Genomic DNA, 16275 nt, shown 5'->3' with positions numbered 1-16275 from the left:
TCAGTTCAGGAGCATTGCGATGAGTACCGACGATAAACGCATCCGCGAGTTTGCCTATCAGATCTGGGAATCGGAGGGCAAACCTGAAGGGCATGAAGCACGTCATTGGGAAATGGCGCGCAAACTGGCCGAAGCCGAGGCCCTGGCGCCGAAGAAGTCGCCCAAGGCCGCTGGCAGCAAAACTGCCGGCAAGACTGCGAACGGCAAAGCCAGCGAAAGCAAGACGCCGGCGGTCAAGTCCAAGGCGCCAGCGGACGCCAAAGCCAAGCCCTCCAGCGCCGCCAAAGTGATTCCACCGGGCGAAAAGGCCGCCGAGAAAAAGCCGCGCGCCCCGCGCAAGCCCCCGGCCAACTGATACACCCGCATTTATTGAACTGAATGACTGTGTGGCGAGTTCGCTCGCCACCGAGGACTTACTCGTCCTCAAGAAAACACTTTACTCCCCTGTCTGGAGAGCATTTGTGGTGAGGGGATTTATCCCCGATGGGTCGCGCAGCGGCCCCGAGTTTGCGACTGCTTCGCAGCCGATCGGGGATCAATCCCCTCACCACAGATTCTGTTCCCCACAGTTGATCCGTTATTCGAACCAACCCGTTTTGCAGGAGCAATCATGTCCAGTCCAAAAAAAGCCGAGCCCGCAGCGCACGCTGAGCCGTCCAGAATCCGTGAAGGTCTGCCCTTCCCGCTCGGCGCCACCTGGGATGGTCTGGGGGTGAACTTTGCGCTGTTTTCCGCCAACGCCACCAAGGTCGAGCTGTGCATCTTCGACGATGCTGGCGAAGTCGAACTCGAACGCATCGAACTGCCGGAATACACCGACGAGATTTTCCACGGCTATCTGCCCGACGCCCATCCGGGGCTGATCTACGGCTACCGTGTGTATGGCCCGTATGACCCGGAGAACGGCCATCGCTTCAACCACAACAAACTGTTGATCGACCCCTACGCCAAACAGCTGGTCGGCGAGTTGAAATGGTCCGAAGCGCTGTTCGGCTACACCATCGGCCACCCCGACGCCGACCTCAGTTTCGATGAACGCGACAGCGCGCCGTTCGTGCCCAAGTGCAAGGTCATCGACCCAGCGCACACCTGGGGCAACGACCACCGCGTCAGCGTGCCGTGGGACAAGACGATCATTTATGAGACCCACGTACGCGGCATCAGTATGCGTCACCCGTCGGTGCCGGAGAACGTGCGCGGTACCTTTGCCGGTCTGATGGTCGACGACGTGCTCGAGCACATCCGCAAACTCGGCGTCTCGAGCGTGGAATTGCTGCCGATCCACGCCTTCGTCAACGACCAGCACCTGCTGCACAAGGGCATGACCAACTACTGGGGCTACAACAGCATCGCCTTCTTCGCCCCGGACCCGCGTTACCTGGCCAGCGGCAAGATCGCCGAGTTCAAGGAGATGGTCGCGCACCTGCACGAAGCCAATCTGGAAGTGATCCTCGACGTGGTCTACAACCACACCGCCGAGGGCAACGAACAAGGCCCGACCCTGTCGATGCGCGGCATCGACAACGCCTCCTACTATCGCCTGATGCCGGACGACAAGCGCTACTACATCAACGACTCCGGTACCGGCAACACCCTCGACCTCAGTCACCCGTGCGTGCTGCAAATGGTCACCGACTCGCTGCGCTACTGGGCCAGCGAGATGCACGTCGACGGTTTCCGCTTCGACCTGGCGACCATTCTCGGGCGCTATCACGACGGTTTCGACGAGCGTCACAGCTTCCTCGTCGCCTGCCGTCAGGACCCGGTGCTGCGCCAGGTGAAAATGATCGCCGAGCCTTGGGACTGCGGCCCCGGTGGCTATCAGGTCGGCAACTTTCCGCCGGGTTGGGTCGAGTGGAACGACAAATTCCGCGACACCGTGCGCGCCTTCTGGAAAGGCGACGACGGCCAGGTTGCCGACTTCGCCAGCCGCATGACCGCGTCCGGCGAGATGTTCAACCAGCGCGGGCGGCGGCCGTACTCGTCGGTGAACTTCATCACCGCCCACGACGGTTTTACCCTCAACGATCTGGTGTCGTACAACGACAAGCACAACGAGGCCAACGACGAGAACAACCAGGACGGCAGCAACAACAACCTGTCGTGGAACCACGGCGTCGAAGGCCCGACCGATGACCCGGAGATCAATGCACTGCGCCATCGACAGATGCGCAATTTCTTCGCCACGCTGCTGCTGTCGCAGGGCACGCCGATGATCGTCGCCGGTGACGAATTCGCCCGCACGCAGGACGGCAACAACAACGCCTATTGCCAGGACAGCGAGATCGGCTGGGTCAATTGGGACCTGAGCGAAGACGGCAAGGCGCTGCTCAAATTCGTCAAACGCCTGATCAAGTTGCGTATGGCCTATCCGATCCTGCGTCGCGGGCGTTTCCTGGTCGGCGAGTACAACGAGGACATCGGCGTCAAGGACGTCACCTGGCTGGCGCCGGACGGCACCGAGATGACCACCGAGCACTGGCATGACGCGCACAACCGCTGCCTGGGCATGCTGCTCGACGGCCGCGCGCAGGAAACCGGGATTCGCCGCAAAGGTGCCGACGCGACGTTGCTGCTGGTGGTCAACGCCCACCACGACATCGTCAACTTCAGCCTGCCGGAAGTGCCGGAAGGCAGTTTCTGGACCTGCATGATCGACACCAATCAGCCATCGATTCGCGGTCAGGAACGCTTCGATTTCGGCCACGAATACTCGGTGACCGGGCGTTCGCTGCTGCTTTTCGAACTGCACCGCGAAGAAGAAGACTGATATGGACCTGCACAGCTATCTGGCGCGCCGCCCGCCGGACTATCGCGACACTGCGGCACTCGGCCATTGCCTGCGGGCGCTGGTCGAGGCCGGTCTGGATCAGTTGCCGTTGTCCGGCAGCGGCCGCACGCTGGAACGTTTTCAGCGCCTGGCGGAAGTCGGCGGACATGATCTGGGCTTGTGCAAACTCTACGAAGGTCATACCGACGCCCTGGCGATCATCGAGCAGCTCGGTGATTCGCCCACGCCGGGCAGCACCTGGGGCATGTGGGCGGCTGAACCGCCGCAGGCGCGGGTGCAAGTACAGCCAGCCGGGCACATGGTGCGCCTCGACGGGCGCAAGGCCTGGTGCTCCGGGGCCGCGGTGCTCAGCCATGCGCTGCTCACCGCGTGGGATGCCGAGGATCGCCAGCAACTGGTCGCGGTGGCGCTGGATCAACCGGGCGTGACCATCACCGATCAGGGCTGGCAAGCGGTCGGCATGGGCGCCACCGGCAGCGTCGAAGTGCTGTTCGACGGCGCGGAGGCCCAGGCGATTGGCGAACCCGGCGACTACCTGAATCGTCCGGGTTTCTGGCAAGGCGGGATCGGCATTGCCGCGTGCTGGTACGGCGCGGCGCGGCAGATCGCCGAGGCACTGCGTCAACACTGCGCGCAACGTCAGGAGCCGCATGCCCTCGCCCACCTCGGTGCGGTCGATGCGGCGCTGTACGCAGCGGCCAATGTGCTGCGTTTCAGTGCGTTGCACATTGATGCGCACCCCGAAGCCGATGCCGCACTGTTGGCCCGGCGCGCCCGTGCGGTGGTCGAGCAATCGGCTGAGCAGGTGATGCGCGACGTCGGGCGCGCGCTGGGCGCCGGACCGTTCTGCAAGGATCGGCACTTCGCCCGGTTGATTGCTGATCTGCCGGTGTTCCTGCGCCAGAGCCATGCCGAGCGAGATCTGGCGGCCCTTGGCCAAGCGCTCGCTGAACACCCCGAGGAGGCTTGGACGCTATGAATGCCGTGAACAAACCCGATCCGATCATCGGCCACCAAGGCACTTCGCTGCTGCAATGGCAACATTCCCGGCACCTGGCGGCGCTGGACAGCGTCGATGTCCTCAGTCTGGTGCCACCGGGCGCGCGGGCGGTGATTGTCGCCCCGCACCCGGACGACGAAGTGCTCGGCTGCGGTGGGATGTTGCAGTTGCTGGCCGCCGCCGGGCGCCAGTTGCAGTTGATCTCGGTCACCGATGGCAGCGCCAGTCATCCCGGCTCCGAGCGCTGGCCGGTGGAACGTCTGAGCGTGGTGCGGCCGCAGGAATCGGCCGAAGCCCTGCGCCGCCTCGGCGTGCCGTTGCACCGGATGAAATGGCTGCGCGGGGGTTTCAGCGATAGCCAGGTCGCCGCGGATGAGCCGTCGCTGGTCGCCTTCATCGAGCGTCACCTGCGCCCCGGCGATGTGGTGTTCAGCACCTGGTGCGAGGACGGCCACTGCGATCACGAAGCTGCCGGCCGCGCCAGTATCGAAGCTGCGCGGCGGGTCGGCGCCACCTGCCACGAATTGCCGGTCTGGACCTGGCACTGGGCCTCTCCGGAAGACGCTGCGGTGCCGTGGCAGCGCGCGCGCAAGATTCTGTTGTCCCCCGAGCAAGTGGCGCGCAAACGCCACGCGGTGCATGCCTTTGCCAGCCAGCTGGAAGGCGACCCGCAAGCCGGGCTGCAACCGGTATTGGCGCCGTATGTGCTGGATCGTCTGCTGCAACCGTTCGAAGTGGTGTTCCTATGAGTGTCGATGATCGTTACTTCGACGGATTATTCAGCGCCAACGACGATCCCTGGGCGTTTCGCGAGCGCTGGTACGAACAGCGCAAACGCGCGATCACCCTCGCCGCCCTGCCCCGCGCGCATTATCGGGCGATCTTCGAACCCGGTTGCGCCAATGGCGAACTCAGCGCCGAACTCGCCGGTCGCTGCGACCGTCTGCTGTGTTGCGACACCGCCAGTGCAGCGGTGAACCTGGCGCGTACCCGATTGAGCCTGTTTGACCACGCCGAAGTGCGCCAAAGTCGCCTGCCCGGCGACTGGCCGGAAGAAAAATTCGACCTGATTGTATTTAGCGAAATCGGCTACTACCTCGATGCCCAGGATCTGACAGAAGTGATCCGCCGCATCAGTGAATCCCTGACCGCGGACGGGCAATTGCTCGCTTGCCACTGGCGCCCGCCCATCGACGGCTGCCCGCTGAACGCGCGGCAGGTGCATGACCTGATCCACGAGCAACTGCCGCTGCCGCGTCTGGCATTGCATCAGGAAGCGGACTTCCTTCTTGAAGTCTGGAGCCGCGAGCCGCGCTCGGTAGCCGCACTGGAGGGCCTGCGATGATCGGCATTCTGATTCCGGCGCATAACGAGGAAGACCTGCTCGAGCAATGCCTCAGCGCGGCACTGCGCGCCAGTAAACACGGGCTGTTGGCCGGCGAGCCGGTCGAAGTGCTGGTGGTGCTCGACAGTTGCACCGACCGCTCGGCGCAGATCGTCAGCGGTTTTCCGGTGCTGAGCCTGCACATCGACGCGCGCAATGTCGGCCAGGCCCGGGCCGCCGGCGCGCAGGTCCTGCTGGAGCGCGGCGCACGCTGGATTTCCTGCTCCGACGCCGACAGCCGCGTAGCCGATGACTGGCTGGTGGCGCAACTGGGGCTGGGCGCCGACGCGGTATGCGGCACGGTGACCGTCGAACATTGGGATCAGTCGTTCGATGAAGCCGCGCAGATTCGCTATCACAGTCACTATCAGGCCCGTGACGGGCATCGCCACATCCACGGCGCCAACCTCGGGGTCAGTGCCGACGCCTATCGCTGGGCCGGTGGTTTCCCGCCGCTGGCCTGTGACGAAGATGTGCAACTGGTGCGGCGACTGGAACAGTGCGGTGCCGACATCGCCTGGAGTCATCGCCCGCAGGTACGCACCAGTGCCCGACTGGACAGCCGGGCACGAGGTGGATTCGGTGACTATCTGCGAAATCTGGCACAGCTTGGTTAAAAAAAAGCGGATCAGATTGATCTGTGACGCGACGAATCAAGTTTCATGAGCAATACTCTGCTGCGCGGCAATCCAGGGTTCGGAGCGTCGCACGGCAATCCATTCGCCTTCACGGGTCGAGCGCGCCTGATTTTTTCACGGTGTCTGCACGACTGAGGGCCAGAGACAACAAGGACGTAATACCATGAAACCGTTAACCCTCAGCGACAATCCGCTGCCGGCGCAGATATGGAACAGCGCCCGGCAACTCGACAACATCCCCGTCATCAATACCCACAGTCTGGTGCCACCCGGTGCCCGAGCCGTCGTCGTCGCCCCGCATCCGGGTGATGAGGTGGTGACCTGTGGCGGGCTCCTGCAACTACTTTCCAGCCTTGGCCATCCGCTGCAACTGCTGTCGATCACTGACGGCAGCGCCAGCCATCCCGGCTCGCGGCAATGGTCGGAAAAACGCCTGAGCGTATTCCGGCCCCAGGAAAGTGTCGAAGCGCTGCGCCGTCTCGGCTTGCCGATGCACAGCCTGAAATGGGTGCGTGGCGGGTTCACTGACAACGCCCTGCTCGATCGCGAGGCCGACCTCACCGAATTCATCGCCCGTTATCTGCGCCCCGGCGACGTGGTGTTCAGCACCTGGCGTGAGGATCGTAATGACGATCACGAGGCGGTTGGCCGGGCGAGTGCCAAAGCGGCAGCGCAAGTCGGCGCGACCTTCCATGACGTGCCGGTCTGGGCCTGGCACTGGCCGGAACGCGACCAGAACCTGATCCCCTGGGAACGCGCGCGCAAACTGCGCCTCGACACCTGGACTGTGGCGCGCAAAAGCCACGCCACCCATGCCTACGCCAGCCAGCTCAAAGGCGAACCGGCGATCGGCATCGCACCGATGCTGCCGCCGGTAATCCTGGAGCGGATGCGCCTGCCTTACGAAATTGTATTCATCTGAAACCCCTTCTCCCCTGTAGGAGTGAGCCTGCTCGCGATAGCGGTGTGTCAGTCAACGCAGTTATGGTTGATCGACCGCCATCGCGAGCAGGCTCACTCCTACAGAGGATTTGCCGTTCGTCTGATACCCGCCCTCACCTGTCAGATATGACAGTAGGCAACGGCTTTTACCTGAGGTGAGATGAGCACGTCCGACCGGACAGACGCCTATCACGCGAGGTGCAAGCCATGGATACCCATTCAATATCGAACAAGATTTTTGAGCTTTATCCCTTACTCATTCCTGGCTGGATTACCCCGATCAAGCCCGCTGATCGTGCCGACGGCGGTATTCCCAAATCAATTTACGACGGTAACCCATTGGGCCTGCAGGTGGTGATCGATCCATGGACTGAACGGCAGTTCTTCCAAGACCGAGGCGGCATTCGATTCGGTCGCCCTGTATCTCAACGACGACGAACCACCGGTGGCAAGCCACACCGTGCAACCCGGAGACGAGCATAAGCGCATCCCCCTCTACGTGCCGCATAAGCGCCTGAAACATGGCACCAATCGCCTGTATTACGTCGTAACTCGCCTCGGTGGCCACCCGCAACCCTCACGCGATCTGGACGTGCTCTACCATCTGCAAGGACCGATCGACCTGGTTCTGGAGATTCCAGGCGACGTGGTCACCGACGGCATCAGCGCGGAACGGGCGGCTCAAGGCGTTAAATTCACCTTCAAATACACCGGGCACGAGCTTTATGACCTGGTGCGCCTGCAGATTGGCAATCAGTCTTTCGATCTGGAGGTCACCCACCCGGGTGCCGAATTGAGCATGACGCTGTATACCGCCGACTTTGAGAAAACGGGCGACGGCAAGCTCACCGTCTATTTCAGGGTGACCGACCAGTTAGGCAACTTTGAGATCTCCGACAGCACGACATTGGACATTCACCTGGCTGTCGAGTTGACCGCACCCACGATCACCTCAGTGCAAGACGAAAGCAAATGGGAGATCCCAGACAACGGTCATACCGTGCACACCAGAATCACACTCACCGGCTCCGCCCCTCCCGGCCAGAAGGTAGAAGTTTTCCTCGGTGCGATATCCAAAGGCATCGCGGAGGCTGGCTCCGACAGGATCTGGACACGAACCGTAAGCGGATTAGCGCTGAACGTGCTGCACACCCTCAAGGCCGTTGGCCAATACGCGAATAATCCGACGTCGCACCTCTGGCGTTTGACCGTGTTGAATGGCGTGGCGCCGACCATTACTGCAGCGCATGATTCCAACGGGCAGCCAATCAGTAATGGTGGAAGTACTCCTGACACCCGTATCCGCCTGACGGGGACGGCGAACACCTTTCTTGAGGTGGAGATTTTCGACGGTGCCACCTCCACTGGCAAAAAGGTCAGGGCCGATGACAAAGGTGTATGGACGGTACTGCTGACCTGGCTGACACCTACGAGGCATGAGTTCAAAGCCAAGGCGTTGTATGGCAGCGGGACGCAGTCAAGAGCGTGGACGGTGACCGTTGCCGAGCTCGTTGACCTCGTCGAAGACTTTACTTCGTATCCATCAAGCGTCTTTATCACAAACCCAGGGGCATTCCTTGAGGGAACGCACACCAAAACAACGATTATTACAAACTCGCACACAGATAATGCAGTCGTCCGCACTGGTGCTGGTGGCGGCCTCACAATCTTGCCCTATCGAGAACCTTTTGCGTTCTCCTTGGTACTGAAACAGGGAAGTGCCAAGAGTGCAACAATCTTGTGTGCTTTAAACGCAACAGGACTTCACATCCGACTTGAGCTTCTAGAGAAAAATGTCGTAGTACACTCCACCCCGGTGCCTCTAAACTCAGATGAAAACGTATGGGAAGAGAGGCACTTCGCTCCAAAATACGGCCAAGCGTTCGATGAGTTCAGGTTTTATTTTTCGGGCCAAGAGGTGATTCGCGAAAGTGTACAATTTCAACATATCACTTTCAAAAACTAAAAATCAGCTACGTCATACAACGCGCCGTTGGAGGGGAGCCGGTGAACAACAGGTGAGCCCGGTACTTAAGGTAAGAGGAAATAAAATTTCCAACAGCATCACTGACACTAAAACCGGCAACTCACGCCAAGCGCCTCTCCTTGATCGGTGGGGACGCTTGTCACCTACTCCCAAAGCTGGCGTTTTTCGATAGACATAAATAATTACAGGAGGTTTTTTTGGGCGGTGTAATGCTTTTTCCCATAAAAGTGTTATCCCGCTCAATTGACCCGAGCACAGCCTTATCGGAATATTTATCTCCATCACTCAAAATATATGCAGACCAATTCCTGGGCCGCAAAAAAAACAATCAGGAACGCAATGAACGCTCAGGATTATCAGTATCCTGACGGCATGCACCTTGACTTTGTGCCTGGCTCTCCTGCCTTAAAAAACAACACTTTAAATTATGCTGTGAAGTTCCGATCGAGGCACTTTTTGAATGAATTACGACCTGTAGGAGCTGCCGAAGGCTGCGATCTTTTGATGGTGCTTTTAAAAAACAAGATCAAAAGATCGCAGCCTTCGGCAGCTCCTACAGGGGGCCGGTGATTAGTTCGGGACGCGGCGGCCGTCCAGTACCCGGTTGATCATCAGTTCACTGAGCATGATGACCTGATGCAGCATCAGCATCGCTCGGCGCTGTGAGTGGTCGACGGTGTCACGGGCCATGTCGCTGGCGGCTGCTAATGATTAGCAGGCTTGGACGAGTAATGTTTCAGGCTTTATTTTTCAACCAACAGCGCAGGAACCGTTCGTCTGATACCCGCCCTCACCTGTCAGATATGACAGTAGGCAACGGCTTTTACCTGAGGTGAGATGAGCTACGTCCGATTGGACAGACGCCTATCACGCGAGGTGCAAGCCATGGATATCCATTCCATATCGAACGAGATTTTTGAGCTTTATCCCTTATTCATTCCAGGCTGGATTACCCCGATCAAGCCCGCCGATCGTGCCCACGGCGGTATTCCCAAATCAATTTACGACGGTAACCCATTGGGCCTGCAGGTGGTGATCGATCCATGGACTGAACGGCAGTTCTTTCAAGACCCCAAGGCGGAATTCGATTCGGTCGCCCTTTATCTCAACGACGACGAACCACCGGTGACAAGCCACACCGTGCAACCCGGAGACGAGCATAAGCGCATCCCCCTCTATGTGCCGCATAACCTCCTGAAACATGGCACCAATCGCCTGTATTACGTCGTAACTCGCCTCGGTGGCCACCCGCAACCCTCACGCGATCTGGACGTGCTCTACCATCTGCAAGGACCGATCGACCTGGTTCTGGAGATTCCAGGCGACGTGGTCACCGACGGCATCAGCGCGGAACGGGCGGCTCAAGGCGTTAAATTCACCTTCAAATACACCGGGCCCGAGCTTTATGACCTTGTGCGCCTGCAGATTGGCAATCAGTCTTTCGATCTGGAGGTCACCCACCCGGGTGCCGAATTGAGCATGACGCTGTATACCGCCGACTTTGAGAAAACGGGCGACGGCAAGCTCACCGTCTATTTCAGGGTGACCGACCAGTTAGGCAACTTTGAGATCTCCGACAGCACTGCATTGGACATTCACCTGGCTGTCCCCTTCGAACCGCCCGCCCCGACCGTACGCGGTCAAACGGGTAATAATTTCAGCCCGACACAGCCGGAAATTCGAGTGCTGGTGCCCGAGGAAACCTTACAGCAAGACGACCTGTTGAGCGTCAATTGGCAAGGTGCCACCGCTGACGCGGCAGGCTCATACACAAGTCCACAGCGCCCGGTCAGCGACGGGCTGGAAATCGCCGTGCCGCGCTCGGTGCTGGCCTACAGCCTGGGCAAAACCGTTACCGTAAGGTACATCATCGTTCGCAAGGGGGTGACCAGCCCTTCACGGCCATTGACGTTAAACATTCTGACCTTGCCAGCCAGTGCCCTGATCTCGCCGACAATCATCGAGGCGGATGCAAACAACGTGCTGGATGTCATCGCGCTGGGCACGAACAACGCGACCGTTCATGCACTGCTCTGGACGCTGATCGATGCCGGGCAACAGGTATGGATGAGTCTGGAGGGCAAAAAGGCCGATGGCAGCGCTCATGACCTGCCGATATGGAGTGGAGGCGAAGACAAGGTCAATACAGCCTGGGTTAACCAAGGCTTTTGGCCGTATACGTTAGCCAACAACTACCTGAAACAACTCGGCGACAGCACCACCCTGACAATTAGATTCAAGGCTTCACTGGACAAGAGCAACAACGCAACTACGGCCACGGTGTTTCCAGATAGGGTTTATACGATCAAGGCTGTCGAACTGGGCGCACCCACGATCACCTCCGTGCAAGACGAGAGCAAATGGGAGATCCCAGACAACGGTCATACCGTGCACACCAGAATCACACTCACCGGCTCCGCCCCTGCCGGCCAGAAGGTAGAAGTTTTCCTCGGTACGATATCCAAAGGCATCGCGGAGGCTGGCCCCGACAGGATCTGGACACGAGCCGTAAGCGGATTAGCGCTGAACGTGCTGCACACCCTCAAGGCCGTTGGCCAATACGCGAATAATCCGACGTCGCACCTCTGGCGTTTGACCGTGTTGAATGGCGTGAGGCCAGCCATTACTGCCGCGCATGACTCCAAAGGGCAGCCAATCAGCAATGGTGGCAACACTGTTGACCGCACTGTTCGATTTACGGGCACGGCAACTAAGTATCTTGAGGTGGAGATTTACGACGGTGCCACCTCCACTGGCAAAAAGGCCAGGGCCAATGACAAAGGTGAATGGACGGTTGAGCTGACCGGGTTAACACATACTAAGCATGTGTTCAAAGCCAAAGCGTTGTATGGCAGCGGGACGGAGTCGGAAGAATGGACGTTGACTGTGACCGCATCCACGACGGTCCGATTTTGCGTCACAACCACCACGCAGCCCCCTGGTAGTTTTGAAACAATACCAAACGGAAGCACGCTGAATATCGCATCTTTTAGAAATCACTATTTGAGTTGCCAATTCTACGCAGTTAGCCCCAGGAGACACCACTCTCTCATAATCGAGCGCAACAACATCGAGTGGTACTCTTTGGCTAGCGCCACTAGATTAAATGAATGGTACCGACTGCATAATGATTTTTATCCCGCCCCCATCCCCCCGCGACTCTTAGAACCCGGCCGTTACACCATGTACATATATGCGACCGACTCCGCCCCCTCAAACCCGCGACAAGAGCTTCTAGGGGAACAGACCGTCACATTCATTTGATACGGACAACGTGAACCCATCTCATCCGCTTCCTGTCAGGGGGAGCTGATGAGATGGCTCCTATGGCTGGAGTTTTCAATATGCAGGTATTAAAGCAGGAATTTATTGGGCGGTACGTCTTCCCAAGAGAACTAAGCCCCGCGAGATATAGCCAAGCAAGACTTTATTGGGGAGAGCGTTGATTTCTGCAGCTCCAGTTCATCTAACAGGTGTTGACCGTTACAGGCTTTCACTTATTTATCTCAACAGACAAAAGTCTCGCATACACCATCGAGTTCACCGCACCATTAAACTGGCAAGTTCGATTTGTACAATCAAGGCAATCCGACGGACTACAAAATATTTAATTATGATCAATTCGGCAAGATTATAGATAAAAGCACACTTCCCCTTTCCGACCTACAGGGGAGGCTGACTGGAATTACATTCCGCTACTGAAGCCAAAATAAAAACAACCACACTTGCCTTTACGGGAAATTCAGTTCTTAACGACTATTTCTTAATAGAGCACTAAAGAGCCCAGACAAATAAAGATAATCAAACTCAAAAAAAATTGAAGCCTGCGGCGCCTCCTGCAATATCAGTGCATTTTCCTGCAGGACACTCCACAAGCTGCAATCTTATTCACAAACAATGAACTTATGAATACGATTTTTAGGTCACCTACTTTTGCGCCTTAAGGGAGGGGCGGATCAAATGATCCGCCCCCGTTGTATTTCCGCATTATCCGCCGCGTGCAAAACCTGCTCGCAATGAGGCCACAAATGCTGGTGCCTATTCCTTTGGCACAACATTATCCAGCGCCTGATTCACCGCCAATTCTCCCAGCATCACCACTTGCGCGATACCCAACACCGTATTGCGACTCGGCCCCTCCAGCGTCCCGGCGAAATCACCGAGCATCACCGTGGCCGAGGCCAGAGATTCGCAGGCGTTGGCCAGCAGGGATTCAGTATCGGTTTGCGGGTTGACCATAAACATGCTGCTGGGGGTGTAGGGGGTTGCCATGATGTTTGCGGGTGCGAGGTGTTCAGGACTGAGATAAATACCAAGGGGAACGTGAGATAAACCTGGGCCAATCCGGGATAGGCTGGCACAGGTTGGGATGGATTGTGTAATTCAGTTGCAGCCAGTGCAATAAGAAGACGCCCCGCTCAGTCGCCAGTGAGCGGGGCAAACATATCAACTTGACGGCGCGCTATCTCGTCCTTTCGCACTGCCTTGACGATCTTGTAAATCCACTGAAGCGATACGGCGTACTTGCGCGCCAGCTCGCTGTGGTTGGTGCCATTGAATTCGTCGTAGATCTGGCGATCACGGCGGCTCAACTTGACCGATAGTCCCATCGGGAAATACAGGTTCTGACCGCCCCAGTGCGCCGCCATGCGGTCAGAGACCTCTTGCGCCACATGACGAGCGGCGGCTTCTTCCATCGATACCAATTCAACGAGCGCGACCGCAATATGTTCGGTGAGATCGGTCAGCAGTTCCGGGCCTTTACTTCTGAACTCTGTCATACACCCTCCTGTACGGCGGCCGGGGCCTGTTCGATGCGCTGCTGCCATTGCTTCAGGTTTTCGATGACGCGACTAGCCTGGGAACCCTTGAGCCACTGCAACGCGTTAACGCCAGTCATGTTCAGAACGAACTTCGCCAGAGCTTCCTCGGACGGATCGCGCACCGCACCGAGGCCGTGCAAGGTCAGCCATAGTGACCGGATTTTCCGCGACTGGGCGTCGTCCGCCTTCGGGCGTTGCTGCGCCTTTTTTGGACGAACCGTAAACCCGCGCTGCTTGAGTTGTTCCAACACCCGGTGAAGGTTTGGAACGCTCAAGTCAGCGGAGGACGTCGCGCCATCCAATCCTGTCATGCTGGCCAACATCAGGCGGAAGGTGTCGTCATCCATCCGCATTTCGCGCCGAGCAACATGGATCAGCTTGATCAAAGGCAGCCGGGCTGGGTTGGCAGGCGCTTTTTTCACTTGGCACCTCCCGGCCGCGACCGCGTGCCATCTTGCCGCTCATTCCGTGCCGCGTGGATCCGCTGCCGGGTCTTGCTGCATTTAATGTGGTTGCCCACGACGCGAGGCCGCTGACACTGATCACAGACCGACTGGAACTCCAACACGCCTGAAGTGAGTTTCCCTGTGCTTGTAGTGATCATGTCAGACCCCCATCGTCAAACGAGCGCGGGGACTATGGTTTACCGCCTGATGCAATTGCGCTGACTTGCCTGCCGCGTAGCCGGCGTCGGCCGCGACTTCATCACGCGCCTTGAGCTTACGGCGCTTCAATTCGACGCTTTCGAGTTCCGGGTAGTTCTTCGCCATGTAGGCCTCAACCGCGTCAGCAATGTTGTCTTCGACACCCGCGAAGGCTTCAATTTTGGAATGCACCGCATCGATCCAGGCATTTGCGAAGGCATCACCGCGAGCGACTTTCGTGGCGCGTTTGCAGCGTTTCTGAGATTTCAGATATTCGCGCCGTGCCTTCTGTAGCTGCCGCTCCAATACCTGGTAAGCGTATCCAGTGAGTTCAGGCGCTGCGGCGCAGCCGATGAAGACAAAGCGAGCCGCGCCCAGAACACTGGTGGTTATGATCAACCGTGTGCCGAACGCGAGGCCGCAGACCTGCGCAAGTCTGACCCGCCAAGCCGGCGGCGAGCCTTCAGACCCCGCCAGAACGGAGGCTTGCCCCGCCATGCTTGCAAGTACGTCGCCCATTTCGAGGTTGTACAACTCCATCAATTTATGGGCTTGGCGCAGCGCGATTTCTGCCTCGTGCGGGTTGCTGGTTTTGGACTTCGCCATCTCCAGACACTTTTTGATCTTCTCCAGCGTGCGGTTGTTGTCCATGTCAGACCCCCGCCAAATCAAGTGGGATGGCTTCGTAACGGTCGGTATCGCCAACGCGCTTGTAAAAGCGGATATAGCTGCGGCTGCCCGCGACCTGGATCGCATCGCCGATGGCCTCCATCGCCTTTTTCCAGCGTGGGTCATCAATGTCATGGCGGCGCAGCGACAGGATTCGGGCGGTACGCAGCTCCCCGTTGCGGTCAGCCCGGAATGCGTCATTGATCAACACTTTGACGCCGGGGTGGGAGTTGGCCGTCCATTCATGCGCGCACTCATCAAGCAGCGCCTTGGCTGACTGAAGGTGTTCGTTGAATTCGATCTGATCCTGGTTGGCGCGCATCAGCTTGTAGCGCCCGTCGAAGCTGATCAGGGTCAGATTGCCCTTCGTGCCACGCGACACAACGCCGTACTGCTCTTTGCTGATCTGCAGCAGCGCGTCAATTTCACCGAAAACATGCGCTTTGAACTTGAGCAACATCGCGCTGATGGCCATGGCCTGGTCAACGGCTTCGATCACCACCTTGTCGCGCAGTAGATCCGTAGGCTTGATCGATGCTTCGGGCACCATGCGGCCGAGGGCGTCGACGCGGTAGCCCGGCGGTATTTGCAGAGCATCATTACTGGTCATTGGTTTTACCCTCAAGAAGTTGGCGCAGCTGTTGCGCAGCCACCCGGCAAGTTTCATCAGCGCCCAAGCCGCCGACCTGTACGATCACGCGCTCAACGCCGCCTGATTTGTCGGCCACGGTCACCAGCCAATCACTGATCCGGTTGTAGCCAATCTCCAGCCACAGGAATGGCATCACGGCGTGCGCCTGGTCGAAGGCGTCCAGCAGCTCGGCCTGACGCACAACGCGTTCGCCGGTACGAATGTCCAGAGCGATCAATGCGCGGCGAAGATGCCGGCCGGCATCGTAAAACCGGCTTTCAGCTATGGCGGCGCTGGCCGCCGACAGATGCTCGGCCGGCGCGGATGGGCGGTGCACATGCTCAAGCACCGTTGAAACGTGCTTCATTGCATCTGCCCAGGACATGGTCGGCAATTCCGTCCATACAGCGTCTTGCAAGGCCTCAATCGAGGCGTTCAGTGACTGGCTCATTTGTCCTGCTCCTTGACCAAGGTGAACCAGACAACGCCGACGCCCCGAATCGATGCCGTATTGCGCGAAAGCCGCCCCTCGGCGTTGCAACGCATACCGCGAAGCTCATGCCCAAAGCGCCGCGCCAGAAGTTCAAGGCTATCGGGGTCAACAAAAATCTTGTTGTCCACTAGCACCAATGCCTTGATCACAATTCCGGCCTCACGCATGTCGCGGGTCAGATCATTGAAGGTGGCCAGCTTTTTCGGGAATTCCTCGGTGAGGATGCTCAGCGGCTGAGCCGGGGCCGAAGGTACGAGATGTAGGGCGGCCATC

18 protein-coding genes and 1 pseudogene are annotated in these 16275 nt (G+C 58.6%); 11 read left to right on the top strand and 8 right to left on the bottom strand.

Going from position 1 to position 16275, the window contains the following annotated elements:
- Nucleotides 1-19 precede the first annotated feature (19 nt).
- The 10 genes from PMI25_RS27550 (at nt 20) to PMI25_RS29400 (ending at nt 9312) form a co-directional block, all read left to right on the top strand.
- On the top strand, nt 20-355 hold the full coding sequence (locus tag PMI25_RS27550; RefSeq protein ID WP_007966276.1) for a DUF2934 domain-containing protein: 336 nt from the start codon (nt 20-22) through the stop codon (nt 353-355).
- Between the two features lie 255 nt (nt 356-610).
- A complete protein-coding gene (glgX, locus tag PMI25_RS27545) occupies nt 611-2770 on the top strand; it encodes a glycogen debranching protein GlgX (RefSeq protein WP_007966274.1) in 2160 nt (719 codons plus the stop codon).
- 1 nt (nt 2771) lies between these two features.
- The gene (locus PMI25_RS27540) at nt 2772-3770 is read left to right on the top strand and encodes an acyl-CoA dehydrogenase family protein (protein WP_007966272.1); all 999 of its coding nucleotides are present in this window, start codon (nt 2772-2774) and stop codon (nt 3768-3770) included.
- Nucleotides 3767-4540 (top strand): PIG-L deacetylase family protein, encoded by a 774-nt coding sequence (locus PMI25_RS27535; RefSeq protein WP_007966271.1) that lies wholly within the window; start codon nt 3767-3769, stop codon nt 4538-4540. Before PMI25_RS27540 ends, PMI25_RS27535 begins: the two co-directional genes overlap by 4 nt.
- A complete protein-coding gene (locus PMI25_RS27530) occupies nt 4537-5136 on the top strand; it encodes an SAM-dependent methyltransferase (RefSeq protein ID WP_007966268.1) in 600 nt (199 codons plus the stop codon). Before PMI25_RS27535 ends, PMI25_RS27530 begins: the two co-directional genes overlap by 4 nt.
- On the top strand, nt 5133-5792 hold the full coding sequence (locus tag PMI25_RS27525) for a glycosyltransferase (RefSeq protein WP_007966267.1): 660 nt from the start codon (nt 5133-5135) through the stop codon (nt 5790-5792). Before PMI25_RS27530 ends, PMI25_RS27525 begins: the two co-directional genes overlap by 4 nt.
- A 184-nt stretch (nt 5793-5976) precedes the next feature.
- Nucleotides 5977-6735: a PIG-L deacetylase family protein gene (locus PMI25_RS27520; RefSeq protein WP_007966265.1), complete on the top strand. Its 759-nt coding sequence runs from the start codon at nt 5977-5979 to the stop codon at nt 6733-6735.
- Nucleotides 6736-6962: 227 nt separating this feature from the next.
- Nucleotides 6963-7238 (top strand): hypothetical protein, encoded by a 276-nt coding sequence (locus PMI25_RS29405; protein ID WP_160165326.1) that lies wholly within the window; start codon nt 6963-6965, stop codon nt 7236-7238.
- Nucleotides 7201-8721: a hypothetical protein gene (locus PMI25_RS27765; protein ID WP_024164506.1), complete on the top strand. Its 1521-nt coding sequence runs from the start codon at nt 7201-7203 to the stop codon at nt 8719-8721. The genes PMI25_RS29405 and PMI25_RS27765 overlap by 38 nt, the downstream gene beginning before the upstream one ends.
- Before the next feature lie 360 nt (nt 8722-9081).
- Nucleotides 9082-9312, top strand: coding sequence for a hypothetical protein (locus PMI25_RS29400; RefSeq protein WP_160165325.1), 231 nt, complete (start codon nt 9082-9084; stop codon nt 9310-9312).
- Here PMI25_RS29400 and PMI25_RS30055 read toward each other — a convergent pair whose 3' ends face one another.
- Nucleotides 9313-9432, bottom strand: a complete 120-nt coding sequence (locus tag PMI25_RS30055; protein WP_007962186.1) for a hypothetical protein — start codon at nt 9430-9432, stop codon at nt 9313-9315. It abuts the gene before it with no gap.
- Nucleotides 9433-9627: 195 nt separating this feature from the next.
- Between PMI25_RS30055 and PMI25_RS27760 the strand changes: the two genes are divergently transcribed.
- Nucleotides 9628-12006: a hypothetical protein gene (locus tag PMI25_RS27760; RefSeq protein ID WP_024164505.1), complete on the top strand. Its 2379-nt coding sequence runs from the start codon at nt 9628-9630 to the stop codon at nt 12004-12006.
- A gap of 774 nt (nt 12007-12780) precedes the next feature.
- On the opposite strand, the pseudogene PMI25_RS27500 reads toward PMI25_RS27760, so the two are convergent.
- From PMI25_RS27500 to PMI25_RS27465, 7 genes and pseudogenes are all read right to left on the bottom strand, one after another.
- Nucleotides 12781-13035, bottom strand: a pseudogene (locus tag PMI25_RS27500) (DUF6124 family protein); the annotation flags it as partial.
- A gap of 125 nt (nt 13036-13160) precedes the next feature.
- The gene (locus PMI25_RS27495) at nt 13161-13523 is read right to left on the bottom strand and encodes a Mor transcription activator family protein (protein ID WP_007969375.1); all 363 of its coding nucleotides are present in this window, start codon (nt 13521-13523) and stop codon (nt 13161-13163) included.
- Nucleotides 13520-13987, bottom strand: a complete 468-nt coding sequence (locus tag PMI25_RS27490; protein ID WP_007969377.1) for a gp16 family protein — start codon at nt 13985-13987, stop codon at nt 13520-13522. The genes PMI25_RS27495 and PMI25_RS27490 overlap by 4 nt, the downstream gene beginning before the upstream one ends.
- A gap of 183 nt (nt 13988-14170) precedes the next feature.
- Entirely contained in the window at nt 14171-14860 is a 690-nt protein-coding gene (locus PMI25_RS27480; RefSeq protein ID WP_007969378.1) for a DUF2786 domain-containing protein, read from the bottom strand.
- Nucleotide 14861: 1 nt separating this feature from the next.
- The gene (locus PMI25_RS27475) at nt 14862-15488 is read right to left on the bottom strand and encodes a DUF3164 family protein (RefSeq protein WP_007969379.1); all 627 of its coding nucleotides are present in this window, start codon (nt 15486-15488) and stop codon (nt 14862-14864) included.
- Nucleotides 15478-15960, bottom strand: a complete 483-nt coding sequence (locus PMI25_RS27470) for a hypothetical protein (RefSeq protein ID WP_007969381.1) — start codon at nt 15958-15960, stop codon at nt 15478-15480. The genes PMI25_RS27475 and PMI25_RS27470 overlap by 11 nt, the downstream gene beginning before the upstream one ends.
- A complete protein-coding gene (locus PMI25_RS27465; protein WP_007969382.1) occupies nt 15957-16274 on the bottom strand; it encodes a hypothetical protein in 318 nt (105 codons plus the stop codon). The genes PMI25_RS27470 and PMI25_RS27465 overlap by 4 nt, the downstream gene beginning before the upstream one ends.
- Nucleotide 16275: the final 1 nt, after the last annotated feature.

Origin of the sequence: Pseudomonas sp. GM30 (assembly GCF_000282275.2) — a bacterium.
In the GTDB taxonomy this organism is placed as follows: domain Bacteria; phylum Pseudomonadota; class Gammaproteobacteria; order Pseudomonadales; family Pseudomonadaceae; genus Aquipseudomonas.
Note: the sequence above shows the minus strand (reverse complement) of the source record. Positions and strands in the feature narration are given on the sequence as shown.

What these genes read in the sequence shown, in the direction of transcription:
- PMI25_RS27550 (WP_007966276.1), top strand. Translation starts at nt 20, where the DNA reads ATGAGTACCGACGATAAACGCATCCGCGAGTTTGCCTATCAGATCTGG.
- glgX (WP_007966274.1), top strand. Translation starts at nt 611, where the DNA reads ATGTCCAGTCCAAAAAAAGCCGAGCCCGCAGCGCACGCTGAGCCGTCC.
- PMI25_RS27540 (WP_007966272.1), top strand. Translation starts at nt 2,772, where the DNA reads ATGGACCTGCACAGCTATCTGGCGCGCCGCCCGCCGGACTATCGCGAC.
- PMI25_RS27535 (WP_007966271.1), top strand. Translation starts at nt 3,767, where the DNA reads ATGAATGCCGTGAACAAACCCGATCCGATCATCGGCCACCAAGGCACT.
- PMI25_RS27530 (WP_007966268.1), top strand. Translation starts at nt 4,537, where the DNA reads ATGAGTGTCGATGATCGTTACTTCGACGGATTATTCAGCGCCAACGAC.
- PMI25_RS27525 (WP_007966267.1), top strand. Translation starts at nt 5,133, where the DNA reads ATGATCGGCATTCTGATTCCGGCGCATAACGAGGAAGACCTGCTCGAG.
- PMI25_RS27520 (WP_007966265.1), top strand. Translation starts at nt 5,977, where the DNA reads ATGAAACCGTTAACCCTCAGCGACAATCCGCTGCCGGCGCAGATATGG.
- PMI25_RS29405 (WP_160165326.1), top strand. Translation starts at nt 6,963, where the DNA reads ATGGATACCCATTCAATATCGAACAAGATTTTTGAGCTTTATCCCTTA.
- PMI25_RS29400 (WP_160165325.1), top strand. Translation starts at nt 9,082, where the DNA reads ATGAACGCTCAGGATTATCAGTATCCTGACGGCATGCACCTTGACTTT.
- PMI25_RS30055 (WP_007962186.1), bottom strand. Translation starts at nt 9,432, where the DNA reads ATGGCCCGTGACACCGTCGACCACTCACAGCGCCGAGCGATGCTGATG.
- PMI25_RS27760 (WP_024164505.1), top strand. Translation starts at nt 9,628, where the DNA reads ATGGATATCCATTCCATATCGAACGAGATTTTTGAGCTTTATCCCTTA.
- PMI25_RS27495 (WP_007969375.1), bottom strand. Translation starts at nt 13,523, where the DNA reads ATGACAGAGTTCAGAAGTAAAGGCCCGGAACTGCTGACCGATCTCACC.
- PMI25_RS27480 (WP_007969378.1), bottom strand. Translation starts at nt 14,860, where the DNA reads ATGGACAACAACCGCACGCTGGAGAAGATCAAAAAGTGTCTGGAGATG.
- PMI25_RS27475 (WP_007969379.1), bottom strand. Translation starts at nt 15,488, where the DNA reads ATGACCAGTAATGATGCTCTGCAAATACCGCCGGGCTACCGCGTCGAC.
- PMI25_RS27470 (WP_007969381.1), bottom strand. Translation starts at nt 15,960, where the DNA reads ATGAGCCAGTCACTGAACGCCTCGATTGAGGCCTTGCAAGACGCTGTA.
- PMI25_RS27465 (WP_007969382.1), bottom strand. Translation starts at nt 16,274, where the DNA reads ATGGCCGCCCTACATCTCGTACCTTCGGCCCCGGCTCAGCCGCTGAGC.